At 69.1% G+C, this 11,633-nt stretch carries 13 protein-coding genes; 5 read left to right on the top strand and 8 right to left on the bottom strand.

Going from position 1 to position 11,633, the window contains the following annotated elements; translation table 11 throughout:
• Positions 1 to 8 precede the first annotated feature (8 nt).
• From ACPYN4_RS03285 to ACPYN4_RS03305, 5 genes are all read right to left on the bottom strand, one after another.
• Positions 9 to 422 carry a rhodanese-like domain-containing protein gene (locus ACPYN4_RS03285; RefSeq protein WP_424445610.1) on the bottom strand — a complete coding sequence of 138 codons (414 nt, stop codon included), beginning with the start codon at positions 420 to 422 and terminating at the stop codon, positions 9 to 11.
• 80 nt (positions 423 to 502) lie between these two features.
• Positions 503 to 2,320: a cytochrome b gene (locus ACPYN4_RS03290; RefSeq protein ID WP_424445611.1), complete on the bottom strand. Its 1,818-nt coding sequence runs from the start codon at positions 2,318 to 2,320 to the stop codon at positions 503 to 505.
• The gene (locus ACPYN4_RS03295; protein ID WP_281652347.1) at positions 2,317 to 3,396 is read right to left on the bottom strand and encodes a ubiquinol-cytochrome c reductase iron-sulfur subunit; all 1,080 of its coding nucleotides are present in this window, start codon (positions 3,394 to 3,396) and stop codon (positions 2,317 to 2,319) included. The genes ACPYN4_RS03290 and ACPYN4_RS03295 overlap by 4 nt, the downstream gene beginning before the upstream one ends.
• Positions 3,397 to 3,457: 61 nt before the next feature.
• Positions 3,458 to 4,258, bottom strand: coding sequence for a c-type cytochrome (locus ACPYN4_RS03300; RefSeq protein ID WP_424445612.1), 801 nt, complete (start codon positions 4,256 to 4,258; stop codon positions 3,458 to 3,460).
• A 20-nt stretch (positions 4,259 to 4,278) separates the two neighbouring features.
• Positions 4,279 to 4,923, bottom strand: coding sequence for a cytochrome c oxidase subunit 3 (locus ACPYN4_RS03305; protein WP_424445613.1), 645 nt, complete (start codon positions 4,921 to 4,923; stop codon positions 4,279 to 4,281).
• Between the two features lie 143 nt (positions 4,924 to 5,066).
• On the opposite strand from ACPYN4_RS03305, the gene trpD reads away from it, so the two are divergent.
• The 3 genes from trpD to ACPYN4_RS03320 all read left to right on the top strand — a co-directional run bounded on the left by trpD (position 5,067) and on the right by ACPYN4_RS03320 (position 7,754).
• Positions 5,067 to 6,128 (top strand): anthranilate phosphoribosyltransferase, encoded by a 1,062-nt coding sequence (trpD, locus tag ACPYN4_RS03310; protein WP_424445614.1) that lies wholly within the window; start codon positions 5,067 to 5,069, stop codon positions 6,126 to 6,128.
• Positions 6,129 to 6,220: 92 nt separating this feature from the next.
• The gene (locus ACPYN4_RS03315; protein WP_239282471.1) at positions 6,221 to 6,715 is read left to right on the top strand and encodes an aromatic ring-opening dioxygenase LigA; all 495 of its coding nucleotides are present in this window, start codon (positions 6,221 to 6,223) and stop codon (positions 6,713 to 6,715) included.
• 52 nt (positions 6,716 to 6,767) lie between these two features.
• Positions 6,768 to 7,754, top strand: coding sequence for a PHP domain-containing protein (locus ACPYN4_RS03320; protein ID WP_315550112.1), 987 nt, complete (start codon positions 6,768 to 6,770; stop codon positions 7,752 to 7,754).
• Between the two features lie 7 nt (positions 7,755 to 7,761).
• Here the strand turns inward: ACPYN4_RS03320 and ACPYN4_RS03325 are convergent, their stop codons facing one another.
• From ACPYN4_RS03325 to ACPYN4_RS03335, 3 genes are read right to left on the bottom strand one after another with little or no spacing between them, the layout of a single operon-like run.
• Positions 7,762 to 8,685: a 5'-3' exonuclease gene (locus ACPYN4_RS03325; RefSeq protein WP_239281328.1), complete on the bottom strand. Its 924-nt coding sequence runs from the start codon at positions 8,683 to 8,685 to the stop codon at positions 7,762 to 7,764.
• Positions 8,686 to 8,724: 39 nt separating this feature from the next.
• The gene (locus ACPYN4_RS03330; RefSeq protein ID WP_281652342.1) at positions 8,725 to 9,492 is read right to left on the bottom strand and encodes a hypothetical protein; all 768 of its coding nucleotides are present in this window, start codon (positions 9,490 to 9,492) and stop codon (positions 8,725 to 8,727) included.
• Positions 9,486 to 10,004 (bottom strand): hypothetical protein, encoded by a 519-nt coding sequence (locus ACPYN4_RS03335; protein ID WP_239281330.1) that lies wholly within the window; start codon positions 10,002 to 10,004, stop codon positions 9,486 to 9,488. The genes ACPYN4_RS03330 and ACPYN4_RS03335 overlap by 7 nt, the downstream gene beginning before the upstream one ends.
• Before the next feature lie 63 nt (positions 10,005 to 10,067).
• On the opposite strand from ACPYN4_RS03335, the gene ACPYN4_RS03340 reads away from it, so the two are divergent.
• Together ACPYN4_RS03340 and ACPYN4_RS03345 are read left to right on the top strand one after the other, a co-directional pair.
• Complete coding sequence (locus ACPYN4_RS03340) at positions 10,068 to 10,496, top strand: YchJ family protein (protein ID WP_239281332.1); 429 nt, start codon at positions 10,068 to 10,070, stop codon at positions 10,494 to 10,496.
• 34 nt (positions 10,497 to 10,530) lie between these two features.
• A complete protein-coding gene (locus ACPYN4_RS03345) occupies positions 10,531 to 11,514 on the top strand; it encodes a cation diffusion facilitator family transporter (RefSeq protein WP_239281333.1) in 984 nt (327 codons plus the stop codon).
• The last annotated feature ends 119 nt before the right edge of the window (positions 11,515 to 11,633 follow it).

Here is an 11,633-nt window from a genome sequence, read left to right on the forward strand (position 1 = left end):
CGCCGCGGTCAGCTCTGCTCGCGAACGACCATCACCTGTGCGTCGAAAACACGGGGGAGGGGGCCGTTGGCGTTCTCGGCCGGCAGGCCTTCCCGCACCCAGTATTCGTAGCCGCCGATCATCTCCTTGACGGCGTACCCGAGCCGCGCGAACTCGATCGCGCCCTTGGCTCCGGCGTTGCAGCCCGGGCTCCAGCAGTAGACGACCACCGTGGCCGATCGGTCGATCTCGCGCGGTGCACGGGTGGCGATGTCGCGGTAGGGCATGTGGACCGCGCCGCGCGCGTGCCCCTGCGCCCACGCGTCGTCGCTGCGGACGTCGACGAGGACGACGTCTTCGCCGGCGCGCTGGGCGGCATAGACGTCGGACGGGTCGGTCTCGTGGTCGAGTTTGGCGGAGAAGTAGGCGAGGGCGTCGGGCATGATCTCACGCTACGACAACGACGAAGCGGCGAGGAGGACCATGACGGTCACTCCTCGCCGCTTGCCTGCCAGATGCAGCCTCAGCGCTTCGCGCTGCCGTCCTCATCCGGGATGATCACGTTCGACGGGCGGTTCGCCGTCTCACTGTTGTGGCCGTCGTCGATGGGGTGATGCGGGGCATCCGGCACGCCGGCCCGCTCGTGCATGCCCTGGATCTCGGCATCCTCTTCTTCGGCGATGTGGTCCAGCGTGTGGTGCTGGTGCGCACGGGCCGCCTCGAGCTCGGCCTGCGTGACCGGCGACAGCCGGTCCTCGAAGAACCAGCGCGAGATCGACGCGCGCAGGTTCTCGTGCCACGGGATCCGGCCCTTGTCGTTGGGGCGCACCACGAGCGGCTCGTTGGTCTCGAAGTCGACGAGCTTGACGACCTCGTACTGGTCGACGGGCTGGTGCACCTCGATGTACTCGCCACCGGGCAGGCGCACGATGCGTCCCGACTCGTAGCCGTGCAGCGCGATCTCGCGATCCTTCTTCTGCAGGGCCAGGCAGATGCGCTTCGTGATGAAGTACGCGAGCACGGGACCCACGAACAGCAGCGCCTGCAGGGTGTGGATGACGCCTTCCATCGTGAGCCAGAAGTGGGTCGCGATGATGTCGGAGGATGCCGCGGCCCACAGGACGGCGTAGAAGGTCACACCGGCTGCGCCGATCGCCGTGCGGGTCGCCGCGTTGCGCGGACGCTGGGCGATGTGGTGCTCCCGCTTGTCGCCGGTGATCCACGCCTCGATGAAGGGGTAGATCGCGACGAGCACGATGAACAGGCCGAGCACCAGCAGCGGGATGAGGATGTTGAACGACCACGTGCGGTCCCACAGCACGAACTCCAGGTGCGGCGGCACGAGACGCAGCGCGCCGTCGGCGAAGCCGATGTACCAGTCGGGCTGGGTGCCCGCGGAAACCGGAGACGGGTCGTACGGGCCGTAGTTCCAGATCGGGTTGATCGTGAACAGCGACGCGATCAACACGATCACACCGAACGTGATGAAGAAGAAGCCGCCCATCTTGGACATGTACACCGGCATCATCGGGTAGCCGACGACGTTGCTGTTCGTGCGGCCGGGGCCGGCGAACTGCGTGTGCTTGTTGACGATCATCAGCATCAGGTGCACCGCGAGCAGCGCCACCAGGATCGCCGGCAGCAGCAGGATGTGCAGCGTGTACAGGCGTCCCACGATCTGCGTGCCGGGGAACTCGCCGCCGAAGAGGAGGAACGAGGTCCAGGTGCCGATCAGCGGGATGCCCTTGATCATGCCGTCGATGATGCGCAGACCGTTGCCGGAGAGCAGGTCGTCGGGCAGGGAGTAGCCGGTGAAGCCCTCCGCCATCGCGAGGATGAACAGGACGAAGCCGATCACCCAGTTGAGCTCGCGCGGCTTGCGGAACGCGCCGGTGAAGAACACGCGCAGCATGTGCACGCCGATGCCGGCGACGAACACGAGCGCGGCCCAGTGGTGGATCTGGCGCACGAGCAGTCCGCCGCGGATGTCGAAGGAGATCCGCAGCGTCGAGTCGAGGGCCGCGGACATCTCCACGCCGCGCAGCGGCGGGTACGCGCCGGCGTAGTGCGTCTCGACCATGGACGCCTGGAAGAAGAACGTCAGGAACGTGCCGGACAGCAGGACGACGACGAAGCTCCACAGGGCGATCTCGCCGAGCATGAACGACCAGTGGTCGGGGAAGATCTTCCGGCCCAGCTCCTTGACGAAGCCGGAGATGCTCGTGCGCTCGTCGATGTAGTTCGCGGCGCCCGCGACGAACCGGCCGCCGAGGGGCTTCTCGGAGGTCTTCGCGCCGGCGGCGGTGTCAGGTCCTGTCTCGGTGACAGTCGCGGTGCTCAATGGCGCTCCCAGAAGCTCGGGCCGACAGGTTCGGTGAAGTCGCTCTGCGCGATGAGGTAGCCCTCGTCGTCGACGGTGATGGGCAGCTGCGGCAGCGGCCGCGCGGCCGGACCGAAGATGACCGCAGCCGAACGCGACACGTCGAACTGCGACTGGTGGCAGGGGCAGAGGAGGTGGTGGGTCTGCTGCTCGTACAGGGCGACGGGGCAGCCGACGTGCGTGCACACCTTGGAGTAGGCCACGATGCCGTTGTAGGACCACTCCAGCTTGTTCTGGTCGGCCGGCAACTGCTCGGGGAGCAGGCGCATCAGCAGGACGATCGCCTTCGCCTTCTCCTCGAGGTAGCCGTCGTGGTGGCTGAGCTCGGCGAGCGACTCCGGGATGACGTGCACGGCGGAGCCGAGCGTCAGATCCGCGGCGCGGATGGGCTCACCGCTCGGGTCGTGCGCGAGGCGCTCACCCTTCTTCCACATGGTGTGGCTGAGGAGCGCGACCGGGTCGCCCGCGATCGGGTTGGCCTCGCTGCTCTCGGGGGCGAGACCGCGGAAAAGAGTGATGCCGGGGAGGATCGACGCGACGAGCGCGGCGATCAGCGAACCGCGGATGGCCGTGCGGCGACCGAAGCCGGACTCCTCGTTGGCGTCGCGGAAGACCTGGACGGCCGCCTCACGCGTCGTGTCACGACCACGGGTGGCATGCCGCGGCTCGATGAACTCCTTGTCGCTCATGATGGCCTTGGACCAGTGGATCGCACCGATGCCGATGGCCAGCAGGGCGAGACCGATGCCGAGGCCGATGAAGAGGTTGTTGTGGCGGATGTCGACGATCCGGCCGCTCTCGATGGGGAAGAGCATGTAGGCGGCGATCGCCCAGATGCTGCCGGCCAGCGAGAGGTAGAACAGCGTGTAGACCGTGCGGACGGCGCGCTTCATGGCGGCCGGGTCCTTGTCCGTGATGCGCTCCCGGTGAGGCGGGAGGCCAGGGTTGTGCACGGGGTCGGGAACGGCGACGGCGAGCCCGGGGGAGGGCTTCCATGACGCCCGCTCGTGCTCGAGCGCGTCTTCCTCGTGTGCCATGATGCGTCCGTTTCCTACGTCAGTTCCGATATCCACAGATTCTTTGGGTCGGCGTGCCCGGTCAGTTCGACTTCGCCGTGATCCACACGGTGAGGCCGATGAGCGATCCGATACCGAAGATCCAGATGAACAGGCCCTCCGAGACGGGGCCGAGCGAGCCGAGCGAGAAGCCGCCGGCGGACTCGTTCTCCTGGAGGAACAGCAGCGCCGAGATGATGTCGCGCTTCTCCTCGGGGGTGAGGGTCATGTTGTTGAAGACCGGCATGTTCTGCGGGCCGGTGACCATCGCCGCGTACATGTGCAGGGCGCTGGTGTTGGTCAGGGCGGGGGCGTACTTGCCCTCGGTCAGTGCACCACCGGCGGCGGCGACGTTGTGGCACATCGCGCAGTTGATGCGGAAGAGCTCCGCGCCGTTGGCCACGTCGCCCTTGCCGTCGATGATCTCCGCCGACGGGTAGGTCGGACCGGGCGAGATCGACTGGACCCAGGCGGCGATGGCCTTGATCTGGTCCTCGGTGAACTGCACCGGCTTCTGCGGCGCCTGCGGGCCCTGCATCTGCAGCGGCATGCGGCCGGTGGACATCTGGAACTCCACCGCCAGCTCGCCGACGCCGTACAGCGACGGGCCGTCGGGGGTTCCCTCCATGTTCAGTCCGTGACAGGTGGCACAGTTGGCCTGGAAGAGCTTCTTGCCGTCGTCGACGGTGAGGGCGCTGGATGCCGTGGTGGGCTCTGTGGCCGCCATGGCGGCGGAGGCGCCGGCGTAGACGCCGCCCGTGACGAGCAGCCCGATGCCGATGAGGGCGGCTGCGGCCCACTTGCTGCGGCGGCCGGCCTTGCGGCGCGAGTTCTTGGGTGCCATGGAGGTATTCAGCTCCGCTCTCACTTGACGAAGTAGATGACGGCGAACAGGACGATCCACACGACGTCGACGAAGTGCCAGTAGTAGGACACGACGATCGCCGAGGTCATCTCCTTGCGTCCGAAGTTCTTGACGGCGAAGGCGCGACCGATGACGAGCAGGAACGCGATGAGGCCGCCGGTGACGTGCAGCGCGTGGAAGCCGGTGGTGATGTAGAACGCCGATGCGTAGGAGTCCGCGCTGATGGGCATGCCTTCTGCGACGAGCGTCGCGTACTCCCACACCTGGCCCGAGACGAAGACGGCGCCCATGATGAAGCTCAGGTAGAACCACTCGACCATGCCCCACTGGCGGAACTGCCAGAACGAGCCGCGACGGTAGGGCTGGAAGCGCTCGGCGGCGAACACGCCGGCCTGGGCCGTGAACGACGACAGGATCAGGATGACGGTGTTCACGGCGGCGAACGGGATGTTCAGCAGCTCGGTGCGCTCTGCCCACAGCTCGGGGGAGGCGTTGCGCAGCGTGAAGTAGATCGCGAACAGGCCCGCGAAGAACATGACCTCGCTGCCGAGCCAGACGATGGTGCCGACGGCGACCGGATCCGGCCGCTTGACGGAGCGCAAGGCTTGGGAATAGGTCGCTGAAGAGGTCGTCACGCTCCCCATTATGGCGGATTCGGCGCCAGGTTTTCGCATCACTGAAGGTGCGGCCGACAATTCCATCGTCCGCATTCCACTTTCGGAGGGATCGGAGCAGGCCGTGTGAGCGCCGGGAGTTCGCCGAGCAACTCCCGATAGGATCGACGCTCATGGCGGAGCTCTATTCCTGGCCCGAGATCCTCACCGCGGTGCTCGATCGACGAGACCTCAGCGTGTCCGAATCCACGTGGGCGATGCGGCAGGTGATGCGCGGGGACGCGACGCCGTCGCAGCTGGCCGGATTTCTCCTCGCCCTGCGTGCGAAGGGCGAGACGGTCGACGAGATCGTCGGCTTCCGCGACGCCATCCTCGAAGCAGCGCTCCCGCTCCCGGTGCCGGCTGAGGTGCTCGACATCGTCGGCACCGGAGGCGATCGCTTCGGCACGGTGAACGTGTCGACGATGTCGGCGATCGTCGCCGCCGCGACGGGCATCCCGGTCGTCAAGCACGGCAACAAGGCCGCCAGCTCGGCATCCGGCTCCTCCGACGTGCTCGGAGCGCTCGGCATCGATCTGTCGCTGTCGCCGGAGCGGGTTGCCGAGGTACTCGCGGAGGTCGGGATCACCTTCGCCTTCGCGTCGGCGTTCCACCCCGGCTTCCGTCACGCCGGACCGACGCGCGCCGAGCTCGGCGTGCCCACCGTCTTCAACTTCCTCGGGCCGCTGTGCAACCCCGCGCGCGCCGAGGCGAACGCCGTCGGCGTCGCGAACCTCGACCGTGTCCCGCTCATCACGGGGGTGTTCCAGACGCGCGGCGCCACGGCGCTCGTCTTCCGCGGCGATGACGGTCTGGACGAGCTGACGACGACGGGGCACAGCCGGGTGTGGGAGATCAGCCGCGGCGACATCCACGAGCACGACCTCGATCCGCGTGACGTCGGCATTCCGCTGGCCGACATCGGCGATCTGCTCGGCGGCGACGCGGCGCACAACGCCGCCGTCGTCCACCGCGTGCTCGACGGCGAAGCCGGGGCGGTGCGGGACATCGTGCTGCTGAACGCGGCCGCCGGCATCGTGTCGTACGAGCTGTTCCGCGATGCCACCCAGGTGCAGTTCCCCATCGTCGAGCGCCTGGCACGCGCGCGCGACACGGCGGCGGCGGCGATCGACAGCGGCGCGGCGGCGGCGAAGCTCGCGGCCTGGGTGGAAGCCACCTCTGCAGATGTGGTCTGACCACTAGGGTCTTCTCCGGCCCGTCCTCTGGTGCGCCTTCCGCGGCGACGGCTACGTTGAACTCAACAGCCGCTCCAGGAAGGAACGCCCCCATGTCAGAAGAAGTCGTCGCCACCGCGGACACTCTCGAGCCCCCGCAGAAGAAGGTGGGGATCGTCAAGGTCGCCGGCATCCTCGGCATCCTCGGCGGCATCGCCCTCATCGTCGTCGGCGTCGTCGTCTGGGTGATGGTCTCCAGCCAGCTGCGCGCCGAGAACATCACCGTTCCCGACGACGCGATGGCCTTCCAGGGTCAGACCGTGGCCGGTCCCTTCACCGCCTACGTGCAGGCCGACATCATCCAGCACCACGCGCTCGAGGCCTCGGGTGGCAAGACCTACGCCGAGCTGCCGCAGGACGACCCGGTGCGCGCGACGATGATGAACGCATCGTTCCTCCGCGCGTCGCTGTTCACGTCGGTCGTCTCGTTCGGTGTCGCGGCATTCGCAATCGGCATCGGCATCCTGTCGATCCTCTTCGGTCTCGCGCTGAACCGACTGGCCGCCGTGCCGGTGATCGTCCGCCGGGCCGCCGTCACCCGCTCGTAACGCGATCGGAGGGGCCTGCGCGATTGCGCAGGCCCCTCCGGCATCCGTCATCGTGGATCCCGTCGACGCGCTCCTGGAGATCGCGACCCTGCTCGAACGCGAGCGGGCGTCGCGATATCGTTCGTCCGCCTTCCGCACCGCCGCCGCCGTCGTCGAGGGGCTGACCCCGGCGGAGCGGGCGGATGCCGCGGGCCTGCGCCGGCGCAAGGGGATCGGCGATTCGTCGTTCGCGGTCATCCAGGAGGCGCTCGCGGGACAGGTGCCGCGCTACCTCGTGGAACTCCGTGAGCGGTACGCCCCCGCGCGGTCGGCACTGCGGTCGGCGCTGCGGGGAGACCTGCACTGCCACTCCGAGTGGTCGGACGGCACGACCTCGATCGCGCAGATGGCGGCCGCGGCGCGGGGGCTGGGGCACGAGTACCTCGCTCTCACCGACCACTCACCACGGCTGCGGGTGGCGAACGGGCTCTCGCCGGAGCGGCTGCGGGCGCAGCTGGAGGAGATCCCGGCATACTCCGACGACGGCTTCACCCTGTTGAGCGGAATCGAGGTCGACATCCTCGACGGCGGCGAGCTCGACCAGGAGCCTGAGCTGCTCCAAGCGCTCGACGTCGTCGTGGCGTCGGCGCACTCGAAGCTGCGGATGGAGGCGGCGCCGATGACACGCCGGCTCGTGACGGCGGTCTCCAGCGGTCAGGTGGATGTGCTCGGCCACGTCACGGGGCGCCTCATCACCGGCTCACGGGGCACGCGCCCGCCGTCGACGTTCGATGCCGGCGCCGTGTTCGATGCGTGCGCCGCGCACCGGGTCGCTGTCGAGATCAACTCCCGGCCGGAGCGCGAGGACCCGCCCGACGACCTCATCGCGCTGGCACTGGAGCGCGGATGCCTGTTCTCGATCGACTCCGACGCGCACGCGCCCGGTCAGCTGGGGCTGATCGACGAGGGCGCGGCGCGGGCCGAGCGCCTCGGCGTCCCGGTGGAGCGCATCGTCACGACGTGGCCGCTCGCGCGCCTGCGGAAGTGGCTCACGCGCTGACGCGTGGTCAGGCGTCGGCGCGGGCGGCGAGCGCGGCGGCCGCGCGGCCGGCGGACGCACCCAGTCCCCAGCGCTCGGCCAGTGCGTCGAGGTCACCGGCATCCGTCGCCCGGATGCGCGCGTCGATCTCGCCGAGGTCCAGGTCGCGCACCACCTCGACGACGCGGGGCGCGACGGCGAGATAGTCCGCCGCGGCGAGGATCTTCGCGCGGATGCCGGCGGTCATCCCTGTGCCGGATGCCGCCGCCGCGATGATGCCGGTCAGGTCGCCGTGTGCGGCGAGCAGGCTCGCGGCGGTCTTCTCCCCGATGCCGGCGACGCCCGGCAGCCCGTCAGAGGCGTCGCCGCGCATGACGGCGTAGTCGGCGTACTGCTCGGGGAGCACGCCGTACCGTCCGACGATGGCCGCTGCGTCGAGCAGTTCGAGGTTGCTCATTCCGCGTCCGGTGTAGACGACGCGGACACCGCGGTCGTCGTCGACGAGCTGGAACAGGTCGCGGTCGCCCGTGACGACGTCGACCGGTATGGTCGACTGGGCGGCGAGTGACCCGATGACGTCGTCGGCCTCGTGGTCGGCGGCACCCACGATGGGGATGCCGAGGGCGCCGAGCTCTGCCCGGATGAGCGGAACCTGGGCCTCGAGGGGATCGGGCACGACCTCCACGTCGGGACCGGCGGCGACGACCTCGGCGACGCGATGCGTCTTGTAGCTGGGGATGAGATCGACGCGCCACTGCGGGCGCCAGTCCTCGTCCCAGCACGCGACCAGATGCGTCGGCTCGTACGTCGCGACGAGCTTGGCGATCATGTCGAGCAGGCCCCGCGCCGCATTCACCGGCGTTCCGTCGGGAGCGCGCACGGTGTCGGGCACGCCGTAGAACGCGCGGAAGTAGAGCGACGCGGTGTCGAGCAGCATGAGACGGTCGGGCATGGGCGGAGTCTATCCGCGGGACGGCTGCGGGCAGCGCGGTCAGCAGCCGACGCCGGCGGGGTCTTCGATGCAGGTCCGGTCGACGAGCGCCGTGCGCGCCTCGAGGACGTCGATCGTCGCGTTGGCGGTGGGGATCGCGAGGAGCCCGGGAACGGGCACCCATCCACTGCCGAAGTCGACCTCCGCCGCATACCGCACGAGGGCGGATGCCGTGTACGTGCCGCGCGCGGCATAGGCGTGGCTCGTGGGCGTCGCGCTGAACTGGGGGAGACCGAGCGCGGACAGCGACCGGCCGCCGTCGGCGGCGGTGCGTGTCACCCCATCGCCGTAGGCGAAGACGACGGAGTCCGGCGTGAACCGCACGGTCACCGGGAGATCGAACAGTTCGCCGGTCTGCTCGTGGGTCGTCGCGGTGACGACGAAGTTCACCGGCATGCCCACGATGCCCACTCCGTCAGGCTCGTCGGTGAGCCCGAGGCCCGCCGGCGCGAAGGAGGCGACGTCGGTCAGCGTCGGGCGGAGTATCCCGACCTCGTAGGTGATCGGTATCCGATAGCAGAGCGCGCCGACACACTCGTCATCCGCGTCGGGAGCCGCTGCGCCCGGGTCCCGAGCGTTACCGCCGCGGTCGCGTCCGCGGTCGCTGTTTCCGCCCGTCGTGTCGCGCCCGCCCGGAAGGGTGCCGGAGACATCTACTGTCGAGCCGGAGTTGACGATCTCCGGGCAGAGGCCCGTCGCCTGTTGTTCGGGGGTGCACTTGATCTCGGTCGTCGCAAGCAATGTGGACAGCGCGATAGCGGTCAACACTGTTCATCACCCACGATCGACTGCGCGATTAACGGCGTCGGAGAGGCATAGATGACCTGGACTTTGAGGGAGCCGACGTCTGACCGGGACTCGGGGGTCACGTCATTGCCAGATTTGTCGACGACCCTTGTGTCGGAGTAGTTCATGCACACGGAGATGGTGGCGGTGGAAGGATCCCAATCGTCACCTCTGACGCTCACAATGCTCATCGGCCCTTCGAGCTCTAGTCCGGCATCGTTGAGCTGCTGGGTTGCGGCGATGCTCTCAGTCAGGGCATCGCCCGTCAGGAAGTCAGTTGGGCTGGGTAGCGAGTCCGGATCCTCCCGTTGTGCATTCGAGGCATCGATATACGCGCGGTAGGTGTCCTCGGCGGCGGCGAAGGCCTCCTCGTCCGAGGCGAAGCCGGTCGGGGAGGGCGTCGGCGTCGGGTCGGGGGTGCACGCCGTCAGCGCGGCGAGCGCCAGCAGCGCCGCCGCCGCGTGCGCCGTCAGACGCCGCCGTCCCTCTGCCATGCGCCCCACGTTAGCCATCTCCGCCGACGCGCGATCAGGTTATCCACACGTACGATCGAGCCCATGTCCTTCGGAGTCGCCGCGCAGGGGAGAACGCCCTCGGCCGACGCGCCCTGCCCGTGCGGTGGCGGCGCGTACGGCGACTGCTGCGGCCCGGTCGTGGCCGGCGACCCCGCGGCGACGGCGGAGCAGCTCATGCGATCGCGGTTCACCGCCTTCGCACTCGGCCATGCCCGCCACGTGCGCGACTCCTGGCATCCCTCGACAGCCCCGGCATCCGTCGACCTGGATGACGGACTGCGCTGGGACCGGCTCGATATCGTGCGCACCGACGAGGGCCAACCCGGCGATCGCCGCGGCGTCGTCGAGTTCGTCGCATCGTGGCACGACCCCCGCACCGGGGAGAGCGGGCGGTTGCACGAGGTGAGCCGGTTCCGGTTCGCGCTCGGCCGGTGGTACTACCTCGACGGCGAGGTCGGCGCCGACCGGTGACGCCGATCCGGCGCGCGGGCGTAACGTGATGCCCATGTCGCCGACCCGCCCGGACCGCGCCGCGCCGCAACCCGAGTCGATGCTCACGGTGCTGATCGCGTTCGGCGCGAACCTGCTCATCGCGATCGCGAAGACCGTCGCCGCCGTGCTTACCGGCGCCGCCAGCATGCTCGCCGAGGCGGCGCACTCCTGGGCCGACACCGGCAACGAGGTGTTCCTCTACGTCGCCGCGCGACGCGCGGTGCGGCCGCGCGACCCGCGGCATCCGGCCGGCTACGGGCGCGACGCGTACGTGTGGTCGCTGTTCGCGGCGTTCGGTTTGTTCGCCGTCGGCGCCGGGGTCTCGATCATGCACGGCATCCAGGAACTGCTGAACCCGGCGCCCGCCGAGCTGTTCGGCGTCTCCTACGCCGTGCTGGCGGTGGCGTTCGTCCTCGAGGGGATCTCGTTCGTGCAGGCGCTGCGGCAGTCGCGTCGTGATGCTCGGGAGAGTCATCGCGACCTGCTCGACTATGTGATGGGCACGTCCGACCCGACGCTGCGCGCGGTGTTCTTCGAGGATGCCGCGGCGCTCATCGGCCTCGTCATCGCTTTCGGCGGAATCCTGCTGCACCAGGTGACCGGGTCCGCGGTGCCCGACGCTGTCGGCTCGATCCTCGTGGGCGTGCTGCTCGCGGTCGTCGCCGTCGTGCTCATCCGGCAGAACCGGCGGTTCCTCGTCGGCGTCGTCGTCGAGCCCGAGGTCCGCGCCGCCGCGGTGCAGCGGCTGCTCGCCCAGCCGGAGATCGCCCAGATCACCTATCTGCACATCGAATACGTCGGCCCCGGACGTGTCTTCCTCGTCGCGGCCGTCGATCTCGAGGGCGACACCCCTGAGCACACCGTCGCCGCGCGGCTGAACGCGATCGAGGATGAACTGGCGCGCAGCCCGCGGGTGGCGTGGGCGGTGCTGACCCTGTCGCGCCCCGGCGCCCCCGCGCTGGATCCGCAGCACCCCGCCGACCCGCTGATGGGCTGACGACGACTGCCGGGGGAGAACGACATCGCCCGGCGGCGCTCCCGCGATCTCTGATACCCTGGACTGTCACTCGTGTGGCTCTTCGCCGTGCAATCGTGACGCGCAATCCCTGACCGACC

This window comes from Microbacterium sp. CH-015, assembly GCF_049707015.1.
Lineage (GTDB): Bacteria > Actinomycetota > Actinomycetes > Actinomycetales > Microbacteriaceae > Microbacterium > Microbacterium aurum.